The organism is Allobosea psychrotolerans, from assembly GCF_002917105.1.
In the GTDB taxonomy this organism is placed as follows: Bacteria; Pseudomonadota; Alphaproteobacteria; order Rhizobiales; family Beijerinckiaceae; genus Allobosea; species Allobosea psychrotolerans.
This window is the reverse complement of sequence record NZ_PQFZ01000002.1, coordinates 246,797-270,316: the sequence shown is the minus strand read 5'-3', so window position 1 is coordinate 270,316 and position 23,520 is coordinate 246,797. Positions and strand designations below refer to the sequence as shown.

The following is a 23,520-nucleotide window of genomic DNA, read 5'->3' as shown; positions in this document are numbered from 1 at the left end:
TGACAGCCGGCGTGGCCCCTGTAACATGGCTCGGCCGCCCGCGTTAAGCGCAAGATCGCGGGGCGGGCAGGGGGAAGGGGCGGCGGTGCATAGCGGACCGTCAGAGCGGATGAAATCACGCGGCGCGCTGGCCGGCGTCCTGCCGTCGCGCCTGCCCGTATCGTGGTTCGGCAGCGGTGTCAGCCTGACAGGGCGGGATTGGCTCGGGAACGCGCGACAGGCCTTCGCCGCCGAGGCGGAGCGCCGGCGGCTCTTCCTCTGGTTCCCGGTCATGATGGGCATCGGCATTCTGCTCTACTTCGCGGCCGACCAGGAGCCCGCGCCATGGGCGCCGCTTGCCGGTATCGCGGTTGCAAGCGGCCTCGCCATAGCTCTGCGTCGGCGGCGGCTCGCCTTGCCGGTCTGTCTTGGGCTGGTTGCGGTCTTCGTCGGCTTCTCGGCGGCGACATGGCGCACTGCGACGATCATGGCGCCGATCCTGGATCGCCCGCGCAGCGGCCAACTCACCGGCTATGTCGAATCCGTCGAGGCGCGCGATGCAGGCGCTCGCCTCGTCGTGCTGGTCACCGGGATAGCCGGCGTCGAAGCGGAGCGACGGCCCAAACGCGTCCGCGTCAACATCAAGGCGGAGACAGTCGCGCCGGGAGACCATATCGCGGCCAATGCGCGCCTTCTGCCGCCGCCTGGTCCGGCGCGACCGGGCGGCTATGATTTCGGTCGCGACGCGTTCTTTCGCGGCATCGGCGCGGTCGGCAACATCCCCGGCAAGATCATGCTGACGCCGGCGCCAGGCCCGCCTCCGCCCGAACTCGCGCGAGCCGTGCTGATCGACCGCGCCCGCAACGCCCTGACCGCCCGCATCGCCAGCGTCGGAGGAGGGCAGGCCGGCGCGATGGCGGCGGCGCTGGTGACCGGCAAGCGCGGCCTGATCACGGAAACGACCAATGCCGATCTGCGCGCGGCGGGCATCTACCACATCGTCTCGATCTCGGGCCTTCACATGGTGCTCGCCGCCGGCACGATCCTCTGGCTGGTGCGGGCGCTGCTGGCGCTCTCGCAGACGCTGGCCTTGCATTGGCCGATCAAGAAGATCGCCGCCGTTGCCGCCATGATCGGAGCAACCGCCTATTGCATCTTCTCCGGCTCCGATGTCGCAACCGTCAGATCACTGATCATGACGCTGGTGATGCTCGGCGCAATCCTGATCGACCGCCCGGCGCTGAGCATGCGCAACCTTGCCCTGGCGGCCATCATCGTCTTGCTGCGCGAGCCCGAGGCGCTGCTCGGGCCGAGCTTCCAGATGTCATTCGGAGCGGTCGCGGCGCTGATCGCCTTTGCCGAGCGCTGGGACGAACGCAATCAGACCGCGCCGCCATCGCCATCGCCGTGGCCGTGGCCGCTGCGCCCACTCTGGATCGCCGCCAGCGGCACGGTCATCACAACCTTGCTGGCGACGGCGGCGACGGCCCCGTTCGGCGCCTATCATTTCCAGACCTTCAATCCGTTCGGGCTGCTCGGCAATGCGCTTGCCTTGCCCTTCGTCTCGCTGTTCGTCATGCCGGCTGCGGTGTTTGGAGTGCTGGCCTACCCCTTCGGCCTCGACTGGCCGGCCTGGTGGCTGATGGGCGCGGCCTCCGAGGTCGTGCTGCGGCTGGCCCACTGGGTCGCGGCGATCGACCACTCGACGCTGATCATTCCCGCCTTCGGCGAGGCCGCGCTGGTCTGCCTCGCAATGACATTGCTCTGGCTGACGCTGTGGAGCACGAAGCTTCGGCTGCTCGCCATCGTGCCGCTGGTGATGGGCGTCACGGTCGCGGCCAGGCCGGATCGGCCCGATATCGTCATCGAGCGTGACGGTTCCGGCCTCGTCGTGCGCGGATCAGACGACCGTTTCATTCTGGTCGGCCGACCAAGCAGCTTCGTGCTGCAACAATGGCTTACCGCCGATGGCGATGGGCGCCAGCCCACGGATGAGAGCCTGCGCAAGAATGCGGCCTGCGATACGCAAGGCTGTGTCGTCACCGCCCGCAATGGCCGCCGGATCGCCTATGCGAAAGACCGGCTCGCCGTCATCGAGGATTGTCAGCGCGCCGATCTCGTGGTCACGCCGATACCCTGGTCGGCTCCCTGCGCAGCGAAGCTGGTCGATCGGACGGCCCTGAGCCGCGACGGCGCGACCTCCCTCATCGGCACTGCAGGCGGATGGCGTTCGATCCAGGCAGAACGGCAGGATGCCGATCGCCCTTGGATGCGCAAGCGTGCAGAGACCAGCCCAAGGCCGGCGCAGCCGCCTCCTGCGCGGCAACCGGAGAGGAGCGATACGGGCGATGTGGCAGCCGAGTCCGGTCGGCTTCAGTAGCGCCGCATCAGATTGACCAAGCGGCCCTGGATCTTGACCCGGTCGGGGCCGAGCACACGGGTTTCGTAAGCGGGGTTGGCTGCTTCAAGCGCGATCGACGAGCCACGCTTGCGCAGCCGCTTCAGCGTCGCCTCTTCGTCATCGATCAGCGCCACGATGATGTCGCCGGTATTGGCTGTGTCCTGCCGGCGGATGACCACGGTGTCGCCGTCGAGAATGCCGGCCTCGACCATCGAATCGCCGCGCACCTCAAGCGCGAAATGCTCGCCGGTGCCGAGCATGTCTGCCGGCATCGCCACAGTGTGGCTGCGGTTCTGGATCGCCGAGATCGGCGTGCCGGCGGCGATCCGCCCCATCACCGGGATTGCGATCGTGCCCCGCGCATCCTCTTCGGGACCAGGCGCCGGGCGCGCCTTGCCGAGGCCGCCGCCCTGGCCGAGGCCGCCTTGCACGATGGAGGGGCTGAAGCGCGCACGCGCGCCCTGTGGCGTGCCGACACCATCAGGAAGCTTGATCACCTCCAGAGCGCGGGCGCGATTGGGCAGCCGGCGAATGAAGCCCCGCTCCTCCAACGCCATGATCAGGCGATGGATGCCGGATTTCGAGCGGAGATCGAGCGCGTCCTTCATTTCGTCGAAGGAGGGCGGCACGCCGCTTTCACGCAGGCGTTCCTGGATGAAGCGGAGCAATTCGAATTGTTTGCGTGTCAGCATGGTCCCCGCCAGCGCCCGCGGCGCGCATTCGAAACAAATCACGAACATCATACACGTTCGTGTTGTGTTCCGCAAGCAAGCCTAGCGGAGGCGGATGATCCGGCAGGGCGCGCCTTCTTTTGCCGGCTCTGCATGGGCCGGGCGAATGACCAGCGCCCGAGCACGCGCCAGATTGCCCAACATCGAGGAATCCTGCTTGGCGAAGGGGGTGGCGAGCCAGCCGGCCTCGATGTGCTGAAGATCGGCGCGCAGATAATCCTCGCGCTCATCGTTAGCCGGCATATCGATTCCGAGAAGCGCCGGCTCGCTGCGGTCGCGCGCGGGATCGGGCATGCCGAGGAGCGCCTCGATCAGCGGTGCCACGAACAGATGCCCGCAGACGATCGACGAGACCGGGTTACCGGGCAGGCCTACGGCGACCATGGCTCCAAGCCGCCCCATCATCATCGGCTTGCCCGGCCGCATCGCGATCTTCCAGAAGCCGAGCTCCATGCCCTGGCGCTTCAAGGCCTCCTGCACGAGGTCATGCGCCCCGACCGAGGCACCGCCGAGCGTAATCAGGACATCCGCCCCGGCGGCTCGCGCCTGTTCGATCTTGGCGGCGAGATCGGGATGATTGTCGCGTGCGATGCCGAGATCGAGCGCCGTTGCGCCGATCGCCTCGACGATCGCCGCCAGGGAATAGCTGTTCGACGCGACGATCTGGTCGGGCCCGACCACCTCGCCCGGCAGGACGAGTTCGTCACCCGTAGCCAGGATCGCGACCAGAGGCTTGCGCCGAACCGGCAGGGCAGGGTGTCCGGCTGCAGCTGCGAGGCCGAGGGCGGCGCTGTCGAGCCGGCGCCCCGCCGGGAGGAGGAGATCGCCTTCCCGGAAATCGAGCCCGGCCGGGCGGACGAAACGCCCCGGCTCGGCCCCCTCGCGGACGCGGATGACTGCGCCGCCGACACCGTCGGCATTCTCCTGGATCAGAATCGTGTCCGCACCCTGTGGCATCGGCGCGCCGGTGAAGATGCGAATCGCCTCGCCGGGGCCGACCGTCCCTGCAAAGGCGCGCCCAGCCGCCGATTCGCCGATGACACGCAATTCTTTTGCCGGCGTAAGATCTGCGGCTCGGGCCGCGTAGCCATCCATGGCCGAATTGGCGAAAGGCGGCTGCGTTCTGAGCGCGATGATATCGGCGCCCAGCACGCGCTCGGCGCAGGAGGCGAGCGGAATGATCTCGACCGATGTCGGTCCGGGAACGCTGTCGAGCAGCGCCTGCAGCGCGACCTTGACCGGGGTCAGGCTCATGCCGGCTGCTCCGCCTCGTAGACACCGGATTTCCCGCCGGATTTGTGCACCAGCCGGATGCCCTCGATGTGCATCGCGCGATCGACCGCCTTTACCATGTCGTAGACCGTGAGACAGGCGACGCTGACAGCGGTGAGCGCTTCCATCTCGACGCCGGTCTGGCCCTTCATCTTGACCTCGGCGCGCACGCGAATGCCGGGCAATGCCGCGTCGATGGTGAGATCGACGGCGATCTTGCTGATCAGCAGCGGGTGGCAAAGCGGAATCAGCTCATGGGTGCGCTTGGCCGCCATGATGCCGGCGAGCCGGGCGGTGCCGAGCACGTCGCCCTTCTTCGCGTCGCCACGGCGCACGATGTCGAGCGTGGCTGCCTGCATCACGACATTGCCCTCGGCGATCGCGACACGCGTGGTATCGGCCTTGTCGCCGACATCCACCATATGGGCCTGGCCCTGCGCATCGAGGTGGCTGAGGCCGGTCATGCCGCGACCTCGTCGCCCGGCTTGGCGAGCAGAGCGCGCGTCGCCTGCGCCACATCCGCCTGGCGCATCAGGCTCTCGCCGACCAGGAAGGTTTCGACACCGACGCGCCGCAGCCTTGCGATATCGGCGGGGCCGAAGACGCCGCTCTCGCCGACGATGATGCGGTCATCGGGAATGCGCGGTGCCAGGCGTTCCGTGACGGCGAGGTCGACATGGAAGCTGCGCAGATCGCGGTTGTTGATGCCGAGCAGGCGGCTGTCGATCTCTAGCGCGCGTCCGAGCTCGGCTTCGTCATGGACCTCGACGAGGACGTCCATGCCGAGGCCCTGCGCCGTGGCGTTGAGCTCACGTGCCGTGGCGTCGTCGACCCCGGCCATGATGATCAGGATGCAATCGGCGCCCCATGCGCGCGCCTCGAACACCTGATAGGCGTCGTAGAGGAAGTCCTTGCGCAGCGCCGGCAGGCCGGAGGCCTCGCGCGCTTGCGTCAGGAATTCGGGCCGACCCTGGAACGACGGTGCGTCGGTCAGCACCGAAAGGCAGGCAGCCCCTCCTGCCGCATAAGCCTTGGCCAGCGAGGGCGGATCGAAATCCTGCCGGATCAGCCCCTTTGACGGGCTCGCCTTCTTGATCTCCGCGATCAAGGCCGGCTGGCCCATGGCGTGCTTGGCCGCGAGTGCAGCGGCAAAGCCGCGTACCGGCGAGGCGGCCAGCGCCCGTCGCTCGATCTCGGCTTGCGGGATCGCGGCCTTGGCGGCAGCGATCTCCTGGCGCTTATAGACCTCGATCTTCGCGAGAATATCGGTCATCGCCGCCTCACGCGTTCGAGCTGACGATCAACGCATCGAGACGGGCCTTGGCGCGACCGCTGTCGAGCGCGGCGAAAGCCTGAGCCAGCCCGTCGCGCAGATCGCCCGCCTTGCCGGCAACGACGAGCGCAGCAGCCGCATTGAAGGCCGCGATATCGCGAAAGGCGGTCTTCTGCCCATCGAGAACGGCCCGCAGCGCGGCCGCATTCTGCTCGGGCTCGCCGCCGCGCAGATCCGCAGGCTTCGCCAGCGCAAGCCCGACATCGCCCGGGCTGATCGTGAAGCTCTCGATCTTGCCGCCATCGAGCGAGACGACCCGCGTCGGACCGGTGGTGGTGATCTCGTCCAGACCGTCGGAGCCGTGCACGGCCCAGATCCGCTGCGAGCCGAGCGAGGCCAGAACCTTCACCATGGGCTCCAGCCAGGTCTCGGAGAACGCGCCGACGAGCTGCCTGGTCACGCCGGCCGGATTCGACAGGGGGCCGAGCAGGTTGAAGATCGTGCGGGTGCCGAGTTCGGTGCGCACCGGCGCGACATGGCGCATCGAGGCATGGTGCGTCGGCGCGAACATGAAGCCGACGCCGGCCTCATTGATGCAGCGCTCGGTTGCCGCCGCGTCGAGCCCGACCTTGACGCCGAGCGCCATCAGCACGTCGGCCGCGCCGGAACGCGATGAGGCGGCGCGGTTGCCATGCTTGGCGACGGGAACGCCGCAGGCGGCCGTGATGATCGCGGCCAGCGTCGAGACATTGTAGGAGCCCGACGAATCGCCACCGGTGCCGACGATGTCGATGGCATCAGCCGGAGCCTGGACCTTCACCATCTTGCCACGCATGGCGCTGACGGCGCCTGCAATCTCCTCGGTAGTCTCGCCACGCACGCGCAACGCCATCAGGAAGGCGGCGGCCTGGGCGTTGGTGACCTCGCCCGAGAGGATGGTGTCGAAGGCATCTCGAGCCTCGTCGCGCGAAAGCGTGGCTCCGGTCGCGACCTTGGCGATGAAGGGTTTGAAGTCGTCCATATGAACTCTGCGAAAATCGGGAACTCTGTGAAATCAGGCGGTCTGGGGCAGGGCGGCGGGTCGATGCTGCCGCGACCATCGCTCGGAGCTCTCGAGGAAATTGCGCAGGATCGTCGCGCCATGCTCGGAGGCGATGCTCTCAGGGTGGAACTGCACGCCCTGCACCGGAAATTCGCGATGCGACAGCGCCATGATCAACCCGTCATCGCTTTCCGCCTCGATATCGAGCGCCGCGGGACAGGTTTGACGGGAGACGACGAGCGAATGGTAGCGTGTTGCCTGGATCGGCCCGTTGATGCCGCGGAACATGCCGCGCGACTGATGTCGGATCGCCGAGATCTTGCCGTGCATCGGCAGGGGGGCTCGCACGACATCGCCACCGAAGACCTGTCCGATCGCCTGCAAGCCGAGGCAGACGCCGAAGATCGGCCTGACCCCGGCGCCCTCACGCACGAGGTCGAGGCAGATGCCGGCCTCGTTGGGCGTGCAGGGACCCGGCGACAGCACGATCGCGTCGTAATCGTCGGACAACGCCTCGGCGACCGTAATCGCATCGTTGCGACGCACGACGACGTCAGCGCCCAGCCCGCCGATCAGGTGGACGAGGTTCCAAGTGAAGCTGTCGTAGTTGTCGATCAGCAGGATGCGCATCGGTTCAAGCCGTGATTTCGGGCGAAGGTCATGCACGGTCTAGGGCAGGGCGGTCAAGCGCGCTGGCTATGGGGCAGGCCCCACGCCGCTGCCGTCGGGCGGAGATGCGCATCGGCCTGCTCGCCTCTCGCGCGCCCTCGACGCTGCAAGCGCAGCGATGATCGCGTCGAGTTCCGCCGTTCTGGCGCGAGCGATAGGCCGGTCCTACTGCCCGCGCCCGACCCGCGAGGCGAAGCGGATCGCTTCTTCCGCCGCCTTGAACAGGGCCTTCGCCTTGTTCACGCATTCGGCCTGCTCGGAAGCCGGGTTGGAATCATAGACGATGCCGGCGCCGGCCTGGACATGCATGCGCTCGTCCTTGACCACTGCCGTGCGCAGCACGATGCAGGTGTCCATCTCGCCATTGGCGCCGAAATAACCGATGCAGCCGCCATAGGCGCCGCGCGCGTCGCGCTCCAATTCGTCGATGATCTCCATCGCGCGGACCTTCGGCGCGCCCGAGACCGTGCCGGCGGGAAAGCCGGCAGACAAGGCGGCCAATGCGTCATGCTGCGGGTCGATCGCCCCTTCGACATTCGAGACGATGTGCATGACCTGGCTGTAGCGCTCGATGAAGAAGGAGTCCGTGACCTTCACCGAACCGATCCGCGCGACCCGGCCGACATCGTTGCGGCCGAGATCGAGCAGCATCAGATGCTCGGCGCGCTCCTTGGGGTCGGCCAGCAACTCATCGGCGAGCGCGTCGTCCTCAGCCACTGTTGCGCCGCGACGCCGCGTGCCGGCGATCGGCCGGATGGTGACGGTATCGTCGCGCAGGCGGACCAGAATTTCGGGGCTGGAGCAGACGATCTGGAAGTCGACGAAGTCGAGATAGCACAGGAACGGCGCCGGATTGACCCGCCTGAGCGCCCGGTAGAGAGCGAAGGGCGGCAGCTGGAAGGGCGCCTCGAAGCGCTGCGACAGCACGACCTGGAAGATGTCTCCGGCGCGGATATAATCCTGCGCGGTGGCGACCATGGCGTGGAAATCCGCCTCGCTGGTGTTCGAGACAATTGCCGGCTCCGGCAAATTGGCGATGTCGATGGCGGCATCGGCCGGCAACGGCCCTTCAAGCGCCATCACCACGGCGTCCAGCCGGTCCTGCGCCTGCTCATAGGCGGCGCGGGCGGCGATGCCGGGCTGAGCCCGCACCGGGGTCACGACATGGATCTCATCGCGCACCGAATCGAACACGACCATCAGAGTCGGGCGGATCAGGGTGGCGTCGGGAACGCCGGTGCCGGTCTCTTTCGGTTCAGGCAGGCGCTCCATCAGGCGCACCATGTCGTAACCGAGATAGCCGAACACGCCGGCAGCCATCGGCGGCAGTTTCTCGCCTTCCGCCCCTTCGCTGTCCGGGATCGCGCTCTCTTCCAGCAATGAGCGCAGGCTCTCGAAAGCCGGGCGCGGATCGGTGAGGAAACCGTCGCCGAGCGCCGGCCGGCACAGGGCGGCCTCGCCGCGATGGCAGCGCCAGATCAGGTCCGGCTCGAGCCCGATCATCGAATAGCGCCCGCGCACGGCTCCGCCTTCGACCGATTCGAGCAGGAAGGCCGGGCCCGTCGTCGCGTGCCGCAGCTTCAGGAAGGCGGCGACCGGCGTCTCGCAATCGCCGACCAGCACCTGTCTGAGCAATTGCGCCGTGCCGGCCTCGTAGCTTTGCGCGAAGCGCTCGAAAGGGGCTTGCATGGTCAATTCTGCGCGCCGCCGGTGGCATTGCGGAATGCGGCTTCGTTGACGCTGACGCCGAGCTCCGACTGCCGCTTGCCGACATATTGCGACAGGATGTCCTCGCTGATGCTCGAGGCGAGCAGGCGGGCGAAATTCTCTGCCTCCTGTGTCGTGCGGGCATAGGGCTGCACTGTCGCGCTATCGACCTTGAACAGCACGCGCCCGCCATCGGCAAGCGCTGCCGCGCCGCTCTTGCCGACCGCGGTGCCGAAAATCAGGCTGACCACATTGGCTGGCAATTCGGGACGCTGCTCCTGCCGGCCGAGATCGGCGGCCTTCTCGATGGTGAGGCCAGCGGCTGACGCGACTGCATCGAAGGCCTCACCCTTGTCGAGCTGTGCGACGAGCTCGCGCGTCTTGGCCGAGAGCTTGCTCGCGACCTCGTCGGCGCGCCATTGCGCCTCGACCTGCGCCTTGACCTCGTCGAAGCCCTGCGCGCGGGCGGGATCGATCTTGGTCAGATCGAACCAGACATAGCCCGTATCGCGCGGCAACCGGATCGCCTCGTTGTCGACGCCTATATCCGAGCGGAAGATCGCCTGTACGGTGGCGTCGCCTCCCGGCACGGCCGCCTCGGTCGCGCCATCGGGCTTGCGCAGGCTCGCATCGACGGGGCCAAGCGTGCGCAAGGGCAGCTTCAACTCGCTCGCGATCTCCGCCAGCGGCTTGGCGGCGGCGCGCTGATCCTCGATCTTGTCGTGCAGGTCGGCGATCAGGCTCGTGGCGCGACTGGTCGCGATCTCGCTGCGCAGCTCGGCTGCGACCTCCTCATAGGGACGCACGCGCTCGGGCGTGATCGCGGTCACACGCAGCAGAACGGAGCCGAAGGCGCTCGTCACCGGAGCGCTGACCGCGCCTTGCGCCAGCGCGAAGGCGGCATCGCGCACGGCCGGATCGAAGACCTGGCTCTTGGTGAAGGTACCGAGCGAGAGGTCCTTCTCGGCGACGTTGCGCTGGGTCGCCAGCGCCTCGTAGGTCTCGCCACCGTCGATGCGGGCCTTGGCCGCCTGCGCTTCTTCGGGCGTCGGGAAGGCGATCTGCTGGATGGTGCGCGTCTCGGGCGAGCTGAAGCGCTGCCCCTTGATCTGCTCGTAGCGCGCCTTGACGTCGTCCTCGCTGACCGAGGCCGGATCGGCGATCGTCTCGGCCGTGATAGAGAGCATATTGGCGGTGCGGTATTCAGGCGCGCGGAAAGCGGCCTTGCGCTCGTCGAAGAAGGTCTTGAGCTGCGCCTCTGTGGGCGCGGCGATCTCGCTGGCCGCGCTCACCGGCACATGGGCGAGAGTGACGCTGCGCTTTTCGTTGCGCAGGCGGTGGCCGATCTCCTGCAGCGCCACGGGCGCGGCGACTGCGCCCACGACCATCTCGGCGAGCTGCTGGCGCAGGATCGTGGCGCGCTGCTCGCGGACATAGACCTGCTCGGTATAGCCGTTACTGCGCAGCAATTCGTTGAAGCGCGCCGGCGAGAAAGCACCCGATGCGTCACGGAAGCTCGGATCGTCAAAGATCAGGTTGCGAATCGTCTCGTCGGATACGGCAAGCCGCATGCCCTGCGCCGTCTGGTCGAGCACCGCTTCCGTCACCAACCGCGACAGCACCTGCCGGTCGAGGCCGAGCGCGCGGGCCATATCAGGCGTAATCTGGCGGCGCTGCTGGCGGGTCAGCGTCTGGATCTCGTTCTGATAGGCTGTGCGCATCTGTTCGAGACCGATCTCGACCTTGCCGACGCGAGCGACTTCATTGCGGCCATAGCCGCGGAAGATGTCCCCTATGCCCCAGATCGCAAAGGACAGGATCAGGAAGCCGAACGTTATGCTGATGATGAGCTTCCCGAGGAAACTCTGACCCGCCTTGCGGATGCCCTGCATCATCATTGAATTTAAGTCTTTCCTGTCCGGATGCGGCGCAAGCGAGCGCGCCGCCGGTTTTTGTCGGGCCGCTTATAGGAACCGCTTGCGCAACTCGCAATCATTCCTGAGTCGATCGGCGCTGCGGTGTTGCCGGGTGATTGCGGCAGGGGCCGGGCGTTGCTAGAGCCGGCGCAGCATATTGGGAGGCGAGACGTGACGCGCAACATCAGGCCGCTGGTGGCCGGCAATTGGAAGATGAACGGGCTGAAGGCCGATCTCGCCATCGCAGTCGAGGTCGCCAAGGGCTATGACACCGCGCTGAAGGCGGCCGTCGATCTCGCGGTCTGCCCGCCCGCGACCCTGCTCTATACCACTACGGCCGCATTGATCGGATCGCGCATCGCAACCGGCGGGCAGGATTGCAGCTCCAATGCCGGCGGCGCCTTCACCGGTGAGGTCTCGGCCGCGATGCTCGCCGATTCCGGCGCCCACTTCGCCATTGTCGGCCATTCCGAGCGGCGCACGCTTCACAGCGAGACCAACGCCATCGTCAAGGCGAAGGCACAGGCCGCGCGGGCTGCCCTGCTGGTGCCGATCATCTGTGTCGGAGAGACCAGGGATGAGCGCGAGGCCGGCAAGGCGCTGGCGAGCGTCAAGAAGCAGCTGCGCGGTTCGGTCCCGGAGGATTCGACGGCGGCGAGTCTCGTCATCGCCTATGAACCGGTCTGGGCGATCGGAACCGGCCTGACCCCGACGGCTGCCGATGTCGCTGAAATGCATGAGGCGATCCGCACAGAGCTCGGCCGGCTTCTCGGCAAGGGCGCAGCTGCCGGCGTTCGCCTGCTTTACGGCGGCTCGGTGAAGCCTTCGAACGCGGCGGAATTGATGAATGTCGCCCATGTCGATGGTGCGCTGGTCGGTGGCGCGAGCCTCAAGGCCGAGGACTTCCTGGCGATCGCGCGGGCCTGCGCCTGAGTCCAGAGCGTCGCCAAGCGTGATTTGCCGGGTGGTGCGCTTCGTAGACGCGTGCTATGTGCGCCGCGACCTCTACAAGCCCGATACGGGCAGACGGGGCGGGGCGCTCTTGCAGCGGCCCGCTCCATACCCATTTTCGTGAGACCATGCAGAACGTTCTCATCGTCATCCATTTGATCATCGTGGTCGCACTCGTCGGCGTCGTCCTCCTGCAGCGCTCCGAAGGCGGCGGGCTCGGCATGGGCTCCGGGGGCGGCGGTGCGGGCGGCTTCATGACCGGTCGCGGCCAGGCCAACGCGCTGACCCGCGCTACGGCCATTCTGGCCGGAGCCTTCTTCCTGACCTCGATCGTGCTCGCTGTGATCGCGAATCGCGGCCGGGTGCAGCGTTCGATCATCGACGGCGCGCCCACGACGAGCGCGCCCGTCAACCCGACCGGCCCGAGCGCCCCCAATGCCGGCGGCGTGCTCGACCAACTGCGGCAACTGCAAGGGCCGAGCGGCGGCTCGCAGCCGCCGACGCCCCCCGCGGCGCCGCAGCAATGACGACAGGGCAGGGGCCGGGAAACCGGCCCTTCTCTTTTGACAGGAGATCGCCGGGAAACCGGCCTCTCTCTTTTGACGGGAAGTCGCCGGGAAACCGGCCGTTCCCACCGAGCCTGATCGAGCTGCGCTGCTATAGTGGCCCTGATGGATCAGTCCCGACGGACAAATGCAGCCTGGAGGGTCACTGGACTCGTCAGCCTGTGGACAAGCGTGTGAAGCACAACGGCCCTGCGCGGCCCCGCTTCGCGAATCGAAACCTTGGCGTTAAAGGTGACCTCCCATGACGCGGTATGTTTTCATCACCGGCGGCGTGGTGTCCTCGCTTGGCAAAGGCCTGGCGTCGGCGGCTCTCGCAGCTCTTCTTCAAGCGCGCGGCCACACGGTCCGCCTGCGCAAGCTCGACCCCTACCTCAATGTCGATCCGGGCACGATGAGCCCGTATCAGCATGGCGAGGTCTTCGTCACCGATGACGGGGCCGAGACGGATCTCGATCTCGGCCATTACGAGCGCTTCACCGGCCGGCCCTGCAACCGGGGTGACAACATCACCACCGGCCGCATCTACATGGACATCCTGACCAAGGAGCGCCGTGGCGACTATCTCGGCGCGACCATCCAGGTCGTTCCGCACGTCACCAATGCGATCAAGGAATTCATCCTCACCGGCAATGAGGGCTATGATTTCGTCCTGATGGAAGTCGGCGGCACGGTCGGCGACATCGAGAGCCTGCCCTTCCTCGAAGCGATCCGCCAGACCAGCCAGCAATTGCCGCGCGGCCAGTGCATCTTCATCCATCTGACGCTGCTGCCCTATATCCCGACCGCAGGCGAGCTGAAGACCAAGCCGACCCAGCATTCGGTCGCCGAATTGCGCTCGATCGGCATCCAGCCCGACATCCTGCTCTGCCGGACCGATCGCGAGATCCCGCGCGAGGAGCGCCGCAAGCTCGCCCTGTTCTGCAATGTCCGCGAGACCGCCGTGATCGAGGCGAGGGACGTCGCATCAATCTATGACGTGCCGTTGTCCTACCATGCGGAGGGGCTCGACAACGAGGTGCTGGCCGCCTTCGGCATGGATGCCAGCGCTGAACCCGACATCTCGAACTGGCGGCGCATCTCCGAGCGGGTGAAGAACCCCGAGGGCGAGGTCACCATTGCCATCGTCGGCAAATATACCGGCATGAAGGACGCCTATAAGTCCCTCATCGAGGCGCTGACGCATGGCGGCATCGCCAACCGGGTGAAGGTGAATCTCGACTGGATCGAATCGGAGGTCTTCGAAAAGGAAGACCCGACGCCCTTCCTCGAGCATGTCCATGGTATCCTCGTGCCCGGCGGCTTCGGTCACCGTGGTGCGGAGGGCAAGATCAAGGCTGCGACCTTCGCGAGGCAGCACAAGGTGCCGTATTTCGGCATCTGTTTCGGCATGCAGATGGCCGTGATCGAAGCGGCCCGCTCGCTCGCCCATATCGAGAAGGCGAATTCCAGCGAGTTCGGGCCGACGGAAGAGCCCGTCGTTGGCCTGATGACGGAATGGATGCGCGGCAATGAGCTCGAGCAGCGCGCGGCCGACGGCAATCTTGGCGGCACCATGCGGCTTGGCGCCTATGCCTCGATCCTCGATCCCGACACCAAGATCGCCAAGATCTATGGTGGGACCGAGATTTCCGAGCGTCATCGCCATCGCTACGAAGTGAATATGAGCTATCGCGCGCGGCTCGAGGCGCAAGGGCTGAAGTTCAGCGGCGTCTCGCCCGACGGGCTGCTGCCGGAAACGGTCGAATATCCCGACCATCCCTGGTTTATCGGCGTGCAGTATCATCCGGAGCTGAAGTCGCGGCCCTTCGAGCCGCACCCGCTTTTCGCAAGCTTCGTCGAGGCCGCCGTGGTGCAAAGCCGCCTGGTCTGACCCTCCCGGCGGCACACTGGCATCGCCGCGCAACTCACGTATAGTCACCGGACTGCTTTTTGCGGCCCGGGGGCGAGCGGCATGGCGATCTCGATGGCGGGGCTTCCCGCTTTTCTGCTCTATTTCGTGGTCGGCGCTGCGCTGATCGCGGGCTTCGCGATTATCTATCTGCGACTCACCGCTCATGACGAGATCGCGCTGATCCGCGCCGGAAACCTCTCGGCGGCGATCGCGTTTGGCGGCAACCTGACGGGGTTTTCGATTCCGCTCGAGAAGGCGATCGCGCAGGCGAGCAGCATTCCCGACTGCGTGCTCTGGGCCATCGCGGCGATGCTCATCCAGTTCGCGGTCTACGGCCTTGCCCGCCTCATCATTCCCGAGCTTTCGCGCAAGATCGAAGAGGATCGCATTCCCTCGGCGGCGATGCTGGCCGTCATCGCCGTGATTTCCGGCACGCTGGCGGCCGCCAGCATGACGGTCTGAGAGGACGGCGCGATGAAGCGCTCGACCCAGATCGGACTGGCGGCGGCGGGTGTGGTGCTGGTCGCGACCGTCTGGTCGCTCTCAGGCAGCGACGATGACGACAGCCTGATCTACAACAGCCTGGCCGAGTGCCGCGCCGGCGGGCAATTGAGCGCCAGCCAATGCGAGCAGCGCTTCAACGAGGCCACGGCCAATCATCTGCGCGACGCCAGGAAATTCAGCAACACCAGCGCCTGCGAGACCGAATATGGCGCCGGCTCTTGCCAGAGCGCAACCTGGAACGGGGCGCAGGTCGTCGTTCCCGCCCTTGCCGGCATCATGCTGGCGCGCAGCCTGGCCCAGGGCGGGGGCGCGGCGCAGCCGCTGCTGCCGCCGACGCGCGAGGCCTGCCCGCCGGGCTCCCAGGCACAGGAATGCCAGCAGGCGCGCTCTTCGTCGAGCAGCAGTGGTGGTGGCTCCCGCGGAGGCAGCTATTCCCGCGCCTATTCGACGTCGTCGGGACAAGCGCTCGTCGCGCGCAGCGGCGGCTCCAGCAGCGGCGTCAGCACGACCAGCGTCGCCTCGCGCGGCGGCTTCGGCTCGACCTCGCATTCCTTCAGTTCTTCGTCCTCCTCCTGAGATGCGCCGCGTCGTCCTCGAAGCGCGCGCCGATTGGCAGGCTCAGGTCGAGCGCCTCGGCTTTGCCTTCCACACCATCGACGGCGCGACCTATTGGGACGAAGGCGCGGCCTATGCCTTCACGCTGGAAGAGATCGAGCGCGATATCGAGGCGCCGACCGAGGCGATCGAGCAGCTCTGTTTCGCCTTCATCGAGAAGGCGATCGACGACGACGCGGTCCTGACCCGGCTCGCCATTCCCGAAGCGCAATGGGCCTTCATCCGCGAGAGCTGGCAGCGCGGCGAGCGCAATCTCTACGGCCGGCTCGACCTGGCCTATGACGGGCGCGGGCCGGCCAAGCTGCTCGAATATAATGCCGACACGCCGACCGCCCTGTTCGAATCGAGCGTCGTGCAATGGGATTGGCTGGAACAAGCGATGGCGAATGGCACGCTGCCCGCCGGCTGCGACCAGTTCAATTCATTGCATGAGCGATTGATCGCCGCCTTTGCCGGGCTGCGCGCGCCGTCACCCTATCGGCTGCATCTCGCCTGCGTGCAGGAGAGCGCCGAGGACAAGGGCACTGTCGATTACCTGCTCGATTGCGCCAAGCAGGCCGGGCTCGACGCCCGCTTCACCTTCATCGAAGAGATCGGCCTGCTGACCGATGGCCGCTTCTGCGACGGTTCGAACGTGCCGATCGAGACCTTGTTCAAGCTCTACCCCTGGGAATGGCTCTTCCGCGAACGCTATGCCAGCGCGCTCGCAGGCTCGCGCTGCCAGTTCATCGAGCCGCCCTGGAAGGCCCTGCTTTCGAACAAGGGTTTGCTGGCTTGCCTCTGGGAGATGGAACCCGGTCATCCGAACCTGCTGCCGGCCTTCTTCGAGGGCGATCCCCATTGCGAAAGCCTGTCGCCGCGCCGGGTTCGCAAGCCGCTCTATTCGCGCGAGGGCGCCAACATCACCTTGCTGGAACGGGGCAAGGTGCTGGACAGCGATGACGGTCCCTATGGCGCCGAGGGCTTCATCCTGCAGGACGCTGCGACCAATGTGTTCCAGTCCGATGGCAACTACGCCGTGATCGGCTCCTGGCTGGTCGCCTCGCAGGCCTGCGGTCTGTGCGTCCGCGAGGATGCGACACCGATCACCAAGAACACCTCGCGCTTCCTGCCGCACTATATCGAGCCGTGACCTGCATCGCGCCATGACCTGCGCCCGATGACCTGCTAGACAAGGAGCTGTCCGAGCCTCCTGCCTTGCGAGACACCGCCATGCCTGCTCCCACCACTCCTCGTGGCCTCGACCATCTCGTCATCGGCGTGCGCGATCTCGACGCAGCCGGCGCCCTCTATGAGAAGCTCGGCTTCCGTGTCGGAGCACGCAACAGTCATCCCTGGGGCACGCAGAACCGGATCGTCCAGTTTCCGGGCTCCTTCCTGGAGTTGATCACGATCGGCGATGCCGAATCGATTCCGGAGCCTGCGCCGGGCCGCTTCTCCTTCGGGGCCTTCGTCCGCGATGCCCTGGAGCGCGGTGAGGGCATGTCGATGCTGGTTCTGGAAAGCCAGGACGCCAAGGCCGACAATCTCGCTTTCAAGGCCGCCGGCATCGGCGCTTTCGAGCCCTTCTTCTTCGAACGGCAGGCGCGCCGCCCGAGCGGGGAGGAGGTGCGCGTCGCCTTCTCGCTCGCCTTTGCCGACGATGCGGCTGCGCCTGAATGCGGCTTCTTCGTCTGCGAGCAGCATGAGCCGCAGAACTTCTGGAATCCGGCGTTCCAGCAGCATGAGAATGGCGCGACAGGGCTGTCTGCGGCGATTCTGGTGACGGACGAGCCCGAGCAGCACCGCGCCTTCCTCACCGCCTTCACCGGTGGGGCCGAGATCCTCGAGGGCAATGAGGATTACGTCCTGGACCTGCCGCGCGGTCGCATCGACGTGCTCGACGGCGAGGCCGCGAGCGCGATCTACCATGTCGAGCCGGATCCGACGCCGGCGCGCTTTCTCGGATTTTGCGTGACGGTGGCGGATCTTGAAGCCGTCGCTGCGCGGCTGAGCGCAGCGGGCGTTCCTTTCGCACAGGGCGAGGAGCGCATCGTCGTGCCGGCGGCTGCGGCGCTAGGCTGTGTCATTGCCTTCGAGCAGGGATGAAGCCATCCTGATCCGGCGAAGGAGACAGGACCATCCATGATAGCTCAAGCTTTGGCGAAACTTCCGGATTTCGCCATGTTCTTCTCCGGCTCGCTGGCGCTCGTCGGCCTCTATCTGCTGATCTACACGCTCGCGACGTCGCATAACGAGTTCGGCCTGATCCGTCAGAACAACCTCGCTGCCGCACTCTCGCTGGGTTTGAGCCTCATCGGCTTCGCGCTGCCCTTGTCGAGCGCCATCGTCCATTCCACGACGATCGTGGATCTCGCGGTCTGGGGCATCGTCGCCATCATCGTGCAACTGGTCGTCTATGCACTGGTGCGGCTGGTGCTGCCCAACCTGTCGTCGCGGATCGCATCGGGAGAGCTCGCCGCGGCGCTCTTTCTCGGGGCCGCCTCATTGGCGGCCGGCGTCATCAACGCCGCCGCGATGAGCTACTGATCGCACAAGACGTCGCTTCAGGCTGAGGCGCGCTCTTTGGGCAGGGTCGCCAACAGGCCGACGAGCGCCCTGTCGTGCAGCACCACCATGCGTTCCTTGGGCTTGAGCCAGATCGCGGCATCCTCGATCGTCTCGGCATCGACGAGCTTGGCCTGCGCCACGGCGCGGTCAGGTTCGATCTCGCCGCGCCGGCGCGGCTGACCCTCCGGCAGCATCATGTCATGGGCGTGGCGCAAGGCCGCGTCGGCGTGAAGCGCAACGAGGCCGTCCGCCTCGTCGAAGCCAGCCTTGGCGAATTCAGCCTGCAGCGCGTTCGCCCGCAGCGCGATGGCTGGCGGGTCGCCTTCCTCCGGCGTCACCAGCAGTTTGTGCCGCTTCAGCCAGAGGCCCAGCCCCAATTGTCCCGACGCCCAGGACAAGGGAATCGCCAGCACGAGGCCGACGATCGTCGGAGACATCCAGGCAAACAGCGATGTCGCGATCATGAAAGCGGAGATGCCGGCGACGACCCCGAGCACCGTGTGGGTCCGGTGCCGGCGGATGATGTCCTTCAGCGGGATCGAACCATCGTCACGCCGCTGCGGATTCCAGCCGGTGTCGCGCCCGAGCAGGATCTGGAAGACCGAGCCCGACTGGATCAGCATCATGATCGGCGCGAAGAAGGCGGAGAACAGGATTTCGAGCAGGGCCGAGAAGATCAGCCTGATCGCGCCGCCGCCGGCGCGCCGGAGCTTGCCGTTGATCAGGGTCAGGATCAGCCCGAAGCCTTTCGGTGCGAGCAGGATCGCCATGGTCAGCGCGAACAGGTTCAAGGCGCGCTCGGGGTCGAAGCGCGGCCAGACCGGGAAGAGCGTGAACTCCTGCGTAAAATACTCCGGCCGCGCGTAATTGACCTGCAGCACGATCAAGATACCGACGACCAGCTGCATCAGCCAGAAGGGCGAGGCGAGATAGCCCATGATGCCGGTGGCGAAATGCTGGCGCGTCGACCAGACGAAACCCTTCGCCCCGATGATGCGCGAATGCTGCAGATTGCCCTGGCACCAGCGTCGGTCGCGCACCGAGATGTCGATCAGCGAGGGCGGGCTTTCCTCATAGGATCCCGTCAGGTCGGGCAGCATATAGACCGCCCAGCCGGCCCGGCGCATCAGCGCTGCCTCGACGAAGTCATGGCTCAGCACATGGCCGCCGAAGGGCGGCTTGCCCTTCAGGTCAGGCAGGCCGCAATGATCGGCAAAGGCCTTCGTGCGGATGATCGCGTTGTGGCCCCAGTAATTGCCGTCGCGGCCCGACCACATGGCGAGCCCGGTCGCGATGACGGGGCCATAGACGCGAGCCGCGAATTGCTGGAGCCGTGCGAAGAAGGTGTTGCGATTGATGATCAGCGGCAGCGACTGGATGATGCCGGCATCGGGATCGGCCTCCATCGCTGCTGCAAGCCGGACGATGCAGGTGCCGGTCATCAGGCTGTCGGCGTCGAGCACGACCATATGTTCGTAGTACCCGCCCCAGCGCGTGACGAAATCGGCGATGTTGCCGGCCTTGCGGTGGTGGTTCTTCGGCCGATGCCGGTAATAGACGCGGGCTTCGGGGCCAAGCTTTTCACGCAGTGCCAGGAAGGCGCGTTCCTCTGCGATCCAGACATCGGCATTGGTCGTGTCGGAGACGATGAAATAGTCGAAATGCGCGCCAAGGCCCGTCGCCTCGACGGATTCCCTGATGGCGGCGAGCGCGGCGAAGGTCCGCGCCGTCGATTCATTGTAGATCGGCATCACCACGACGGTGCGATGCTGCAGCGTCTCGACCCGGCCCGTGCGTCCGCTTCCAACCAGAAGTCCGAAGAAACCCAGCAATGCGCTGGTGAAGGCGAGCGCGATCCATGAGAAATTGACCGTGAACAGTACGAGCAAGACGTACTGCAGCGAGGTCGTGCGGCTCACCGACACGACATTGTACATTTCCCAGGCGCCATAGGCGGTCAGCGCCATGCCACCGCCGAATACGAATAACCGTTTCAGCCAGGGCGTCGTCCAGAGTTTCGGTGCGGTCGGCTTGCGCCGGTCGGACGCGTTCCAGCTCCGAAAGGATTGCACGGGCATGAGCAGCCGGTTCTCGGGCGGCGTCGCCGGCTCGGCGCTGACCGCATAGCGTCGCGCGTCAGTCCCAGCGGCCATATCCGGGCGCTCTGCGGTCACCACGTCCATCGATTCAACCAAGTTTCCGAGACCGGCTGACCGCCGGACTGCAAGACGAGCCTGAGCTCGCTCAAATTCTCCGTGCCGGGATCGACCTCGAAGCCGACGCGCATCAGCTTGCGCTCTGGATAGGGCCAGATCCGGACATTCTGGATCGTGCCCGGCGTCGCAGTGATGTTGGCGCGGGTGGAAGCGACGACCGCGGCATCGGCCAGGCGGTCGCCGGTGAAATCGACGATGAAGCGGCGGCGGCGGGCTTGTGAGCCGCGTCCCTGCCGCACGCGCCCCGAGACCGCCAGCGCCGGCCGCTCCGGCGGCTGCCAGCACCAGGCCTGCCGATAGGCCAGTGTGGTCTCGCTGCCGGGTGCCAGCACCTGTCGCGGCCGCCAATAGAGGATGACGTTCTTGTTCACATCGGAATCGCTGGGGATCTCGATGAGCTGCACCGAACCCGCGCCCCATTCGCCGAGGGGCTCGACCCAGACGCTCGGCCTCAATTCGAAACGCTGGTCGTCATCCTGGAAGGCCGCGGGGTCGCGCTCGCGCTCGACCAGGCCGAAGCCGCGCGGGTTGGAGTCCATGAAAGACGAAACCTGCAAGGTCGCCGGATTGCTCACGGGACGGTAGATCCATTCGCCGTTGCCTGTCAGCATCTGCACGCCGGACACCTCGTGCACGGAGGGGCGCAGATCGTCGAAGCTGCGCCGGCTCTGCGGACCCGAGAGGAAGGTGCCCATCGTACAGCCCAGCCCGACATGGTCGAGCGCCTGCCGCGCGAACAGCGTCATCTCGACATCGATCAGGGTGATGTCGCCGGGCCGCAGCGTCATCCGCACCGCGCCGGTGAGACTTTCCGAATCGAGCAATGCGTGGATGACGAGAGAGCCGGAGGCGGGGCTCGGCCGCTCGATCCAGAAGGCGCGGAAGAACGGAATCTCCTCACCGCGCGTCTCGCCCGGCCGCAGGATCAGAGCCCGCGCCGTCGAACCATAATTCTGCCCGCGCGCCAGCGAACGGAAGAAGGTTGCGCCCTGGAATATCGCAACCTCATAGGGCCGTTCCAGCCCGGTCGCGATCCGCATCCCGGAGAATTGCAGGTCGACATTCGCCGGCGGCGGGGTGACGCGGCCATAGTCGAACTTGCCGCGATCGAAGGCGACGCGGCGCACGACCTCGTCCTCGACCGTGAACAGGCTGACCGGGCTGGAGAAGACATAGCCGCGATGCAGCGGCTCGATGGTGAAGCCACGATTCTCGCCGGCCCAGATCAGGCCGCCGGGCTGCGCCCTGATTCCCGCATACTGATCGAAGGGCAGGGTGGTATAGCCGTCCGGCAGATCGGTGGTGACGACCGGCACCAACGGCCGACGCGCCAGTTGCCGCGCGGTCTCGACGACCAGCGCGGGGTCGAATTTCTGGCCCTCGGCGATCACCGACTGAACAAGCGCCGCCCAGCTGCTTTGCGCCGCCGCCGGCGTCGCGCCGATCAGCGGTGCGGAGGCCAGGCTGATCGCCGCGCCTTCGAGAAACTGCCGACGATTCAAGGATTTCGACATGATATCCAACATAGACGGGCGACGCCCTCGCCCTCTCGCGCTTCTAGAGCATTTCCTGGCGACCTGAAAAGCGTTTGCGTCCGGAAAATGCAGATGGTCGCGTTCCTAGAGACTGTTTCTTACGTCGCCGTATACAATGGCGCCACTTGGCCGCCGCCTGCCGACCGGTTGCGCCGCAACGGCAGCTTTCGCAAGCGACTTTGGCAAATGCCGACAGGATCGGCTATCCACGGCGTTCGCAACACCACCATGCACCAGATCGCCAGCGACGACCCAGGAAGTGACCGGCAGGATTTGCCGTTGGGGCGCCAAGGGAAACGATAATCATGACCAAAATGCAGTCCGACCGGTCCTGCCTCGCCATCATTCTTGCGGCCGGCGAGGGCACGCGCATGAAATCGCGGCAGCCGAAGGTGCTGCACGAGGTCGGCGGCCGCTCGCTTCTAGCCCATGCGCTCGCTGCCGTGGCGGAGGCCGGAGCCGATGCTGTCGTGGTCGTGATCGGCCCAGACCGGCCCGATGTTGCGAGCGAGGCCCGCGCATTGCTGCCCTCGGCTACGATCGCGATCCAGGCCGAGCGACGCGGCACGGCCCATGCCGTGCTCGCGGCGCGCGAGGCGCTGTCGGGCAAGCATGACGACATCCTCATTGCCTTCGCGGATACGCCTCTCATCCAACCGCAGACCTTCCTCGACCTTCGCCTGGCGCTGGCCGAGGGCGCGAGCGTCGCCGCGCTTGGCTTCGAGGCGCAGGATCCGGCAGGCTATGGGCGGTTTGTGATCAGGGACGACGAACTCGTAGCCATCGTCGAGCACAAGGACGCAACCGAGGCGCAACGCGCGATCCGCCTGTGCAATGCCGGGCTGATGGCACTGGACGGCCGGCAGGCGCTGTCAATCCTCGAGGCGATCGGCAGCGCCAATGCGCAAGGCGAGTTCTACCTGACCGATGCCGTCGGCGTCGCGCGCGAACGCGGGCTGAAGGCGATCGCCCTGCAGGCCGCCGAGAGCGAGGTGCAAGGCGTCAACGATCGCGTGCAGCTTGCCGCTGCGGAAGCTGAATTCCAAAGACGCAAGCGACTGGAGGCGATGAAGCAGGGTGCGACCTTGATCGCGCCTGAGACGGTGTTCTTCAGCTTCGATACGCGGTTGGGGCAAGATGTGCTGGTCGAGCCCAATGTCGTCTTCGGCCCAGGCGTCAGCGTCGCTGACGGCGCAGTCATCCACGCCTTTTCGCATCTGGAGGGGGCGGACGTCGGCCCTGGCGCGACGGTTGGCCCCTATGGCCGCCTGCGTCCGGGCGCAAAGCTCGGCGCCAATGCCAAGGTCGGCAATTTCGTGGAGATCAAGGCATCCGATATCGGCGAGGGCGCCAAGGTCAGCCATCTCACCTATATCGGCGATGCCAGTGTCGGCGCCGATGCCAATATCGGCGCCGGCACCATCACCTGCAACTATGACGGCTTCTTCAAGTACAAGACGGCGATTGGAGCCGGTGCCTTCGTCGGTTCCAATTCCGCTCTGGTTGCGCCGGTGACGATCGGCGACCGAGCCATCATCGGCTCGGGTTCGGTGATCACGAAGGACGTTCCAGCCGATGCGCTGGCTATCGGCCGCGGCCGTCAGATCGAGCGTGAAGGTTGGGCGAAGACATTCCGCGACAAGGCCATGGCGAAGAAGTCCGCAGCCAAGAAAACGCCGGAATAACCCTGAAAGGCGGCCTT

At 66.3% G+C, this 23,520-nt stretch carries 20 protein-coding genes; 10 read left to right on the top strand and 10 right to left on the bottom strand.

Annotated elements, in window-relative coordinates:
* Nucleotides 1-109: 109 nt before the first annotated feature.
* Complete coding sequence (locus CYD53_RS04275; RefSeq protein ID WP_103716884.1) at nucleotides 110-2,359, top strand: ComEC/Rec2 family competence protein; 2,250 nt, start codon at nucleotides 110-112, stop codon at nucleotides 2,357-2,359.
* On the opposite strand, the gene lexA is transcribed toward CYD53_RS04275, so the two are convergent.
* The 8 genes from lexA to CYD53_RS04235 all read right to left on the bottom strand — a co-directional run bounded on the left by lexA (nucleotide 2,353) and on the right by CYD53_RS04235 (nucleotide 10,972).
* Complete coding sequence (gene lexA / locus CYD53_RS04270) at nucleotides 2,353-3,072, bottom strand: transcriptional repressor LexA (protein ID WP_103717109.1); 720 nt, start codon at nucleotides 3,070-3,072, stop codon at nucleotides 2,353-2,355. The genes CYD53_RS04275 and lexA overlap by 7 nt on opposite strands.
* Nucleotides 3,073-3,153: 81 nt before the next feature.
* Nucleotides 3,154-4,365, bottom strand: coding sequence for a molybdopterin molybdotransferase MoeA (locus CYD53_RS04265; protein WP_103716883.1), 1,212 nt, complete (start codon nucleotides 4,363-4,365; stop codon nucleotides 3,154-3,156).
* On the bottom strand, nucleotides 4,362-4,847 hold the full coding sequence (moaC, locus tag CYD53_RS04260; protein ID WP_103716882.1) for a cyclic pyranopterin monophosphate synthase MoaC: 486 nt from the start codon (nucleotides 4,845-4,847) through the stop codon (nucleotides 4,362-4,364). Before moaC ends, CYD53_RS04265 begins: the two co-directional genes overlap by 4 nt.
* On the bottom strand, nucleotides 4,844-5,656 hold the full coding sequence (gene trpC / locus CYD53_RS04255; protein WP_103716881.1) for an indole-3-glycerol phosphate synthase TrpC: 813 nt from the start codon (nucleotides 5,654-5,656) through the stop codon (nucleotides 4,844-4,846). The genes moaC and trpC overlap by 4 nt, the downstream gene beginning before the upstream one ends.
* 7 nt (nucleotides 5,657-5,663) lie before the next feature.
* A complete protein-coding gene (gene trpD / locus CYD53_RS04250) occupies nucleotides 5,664-6,677 on the bottom strand; it encodes an anthranilate phosphoribosyltransferase (RefSeq protein WP_103716880.1) in 1,014 nt (337 codons plus the stop codon).
* A gap of 33 nt (nucleotides 6,678-6,710) precedes the next feature.
* Nucleotides 6,711-7,328 (bottom strand): anthranilate synthase component II, encoded by a 618-nt coding sequence (locus tag CYD53_RS04245; protein ID WP_103716879.1) that lies wholly within the window; start codon nucleotides 7,326-7,328, stop codon nucleotides 6,711-6,713.
* Between the two features lie 204 nt (nucleotides 7,329-7,532).
* Entirely contained in the window at nucleotides 7,533-9,056 is a 1,524-nt protein-coding gene (gene trpE / locus CYD53_RS04240; protein ID WP_103716878.1) for an anthranilate synthase component I, read from the bottom strand.
* 2 nt (nucleotides 9,057-9,058) lie between these two features.
* Nucleotides 9,059-10,972 carry a peptidylprolyl isomerase gene (locus CYD53_RS04235; protein ID WP_245928077.1) on the bottom strand — a complete coding sequence of 638 codons (1,914 nt, stop codon included), beginning with the start codon at nucleotides 10,970-10,972 and terminating at the stop codon, nucleotides 9,059-9,061.
* Nucleotides 10,973-11,161: 189 nt separating this feature from the next.
* Between CYD53_RS04235 and tpiA the strand changes: the two genes are divergently transcribed.
* The 8 genes from tpiA (at nucleotide 11,162) to CYD53_RS04195 (ending at nucleotide 18,046) form a co-directional block, all read left to right on the top strand.
* Nucleotides 11,162-11,923, top strand: a complete 762-nt coding sequence (gene tpiA / locus CYD53_RS04230; protein WP_103716877.1) for a triose-phosphate isomerase — start codon at nucleotides 11,162-11,164, stop codon at nucleotides 11,921-11,923.
* 146 nt (nucleotides 11,924-12,069) lie between these two features.
* On the top strand, nucleotides 12,070-12,468 hold the full coding sequence (gene secG / locus CYD53_RS04225) for a preprotein translocase subunit SecG (RefSeq protein ID WP_103716876.1): 399 nt from the start codon (nucleotides 12,070-12,072) through the stop codon (nucleotides 12,466-12,468).
* 280 nt (nucleotides 12,469-12,748) lie between these two features.
* Nucleotides 12,749-14,377 carry a CTP synthase gene (locus tag CYD53_RS04220; protein WP_103716875.1) on the top strand — a complete coding sequence of 543 codons (1,629 nt, stop codon included), beginning with the start codon at nucleotides 12,749-12,751 and terminating at the stop codon, nucleotides 14,375-14,377.
* An 81-nt stretch (nucleotides 14,378-14,458) separates the two neighbouring features.
* Nucleotides 14,459-14,860, top strand: coding sequence for a DUF350 domain-containing protein (locus CYD53_RS04215; protein ID WP_103716874.1), 402 nt, complete (start codon nucleotides 14,459-14,461; stop codon nucleotides 14,858-14,860).
* Nucleotides 14,861-14,872: 12 nt separating this feature from the next.
* Nucleotides 14,873-15,478: a DUF1190 domain-containing protein gene (locus CYD53_RS04210; RefSeq protein ID WP_103716873.1), complete on the top strand. Its 606-nt coding sequence runs from the start codon at nucleotides 14,873-14,875 to the stop codon at nucleotides 15,476-15,478.
* 1 nt (nucleotide 15,479) lies between these two features.
* Nucleotides 15,480-16,649 (top strand): glutathionylspermidine synthase family protein, encoded by a 1,170-nt coding sequence (locus CYD53_RS04205; RefSeq protein WP_103716872.1) that lies wholly within the window; start codon nucleotides 15,480-15,482, stop codon nucleotides 16,647-16,649.
* An 80-nt stretch (nucleotides 16,650-16,729) separates the two neighbouring features.
* Nucleotides 16,730-17,605: a VOC family protein gene (locus tag CYD53_RS04200; RefSeq protein WP_103716871.1), complete on the top strand. Its 876-nt coding sequence runs from the start codon at nucleotides 16,730-16,732 to the stop codon at nucleotides 17,603-17,605.
* Between the two features lie 36 nt (nucleotides 17,606-17,641).
* Nucleotides 17,642-18,046, top strand: a complete 405-nt coding sequence (locus tag CYD53_RS04195; RefSeq protein ID WP_103716870.1) for a DUF350 domain-containing protein — start codon at nucleotides 17,642-17,644, stop codon at nucleotides 18,044-18,046.
* A 17-nt stretch (nucleotides 18,047-18,063) separates the two neighbouring features.
* On the opposite strand, the gene mdoH is transcribed toward CYD53_RS04195, so the two are convergent.
* Nucleotides 18,064-20,220, bottom strand: a complete 2,157-nt coding sequence (gene mdoH / locus CYD53_RS04190; RefSeq protein ID WP_103717106.1) for a glucans biosynthesis glucosyltransferase MdoH — start codon at nucleotides 20,218-20,220, stop codon at nucleotides 18,064-18,066.
* Nucleotides 20,221-20,237: 17 nt separating this feature from the next.
* Nucleotides 20,238-21,797: an OpgD/OpgG family glucan biosynthesis protein gene (locus CYD53_RS04185; protein ID WP_181011706.1), complete on the bottom strand. Its 1,560-nt coding sequence runs from the start codon at nucleotides 21,795-21,797 to the stop codon at nucleotides 20,238-20,240.
* Nucleotides 21,798-22,132: 335 nt separating this feature from the next.
* Between CYD53_RS04185 and glmU the strand changes: the two genes are divergently transcribed.
* Nucleotides 22,133-23,503 (top strand): bifunctional UDP-N-acetylglucosamine diphosphorylase/glucosamine-1-phosphate N-acetyltransferase GlmU, encoded by a 1,371-nt coding sequence (gene glmU, locus CYD53_RS04175; protein ID WP_103717105.1) that lies wholly within the window; start codon nucleotides 22,133-22,135, stop codon nucleotides 23,501-23,503.
* The last annotated feature ends 17 nt before the right edge of the window (nucleotides 23,504-23,520 follow it).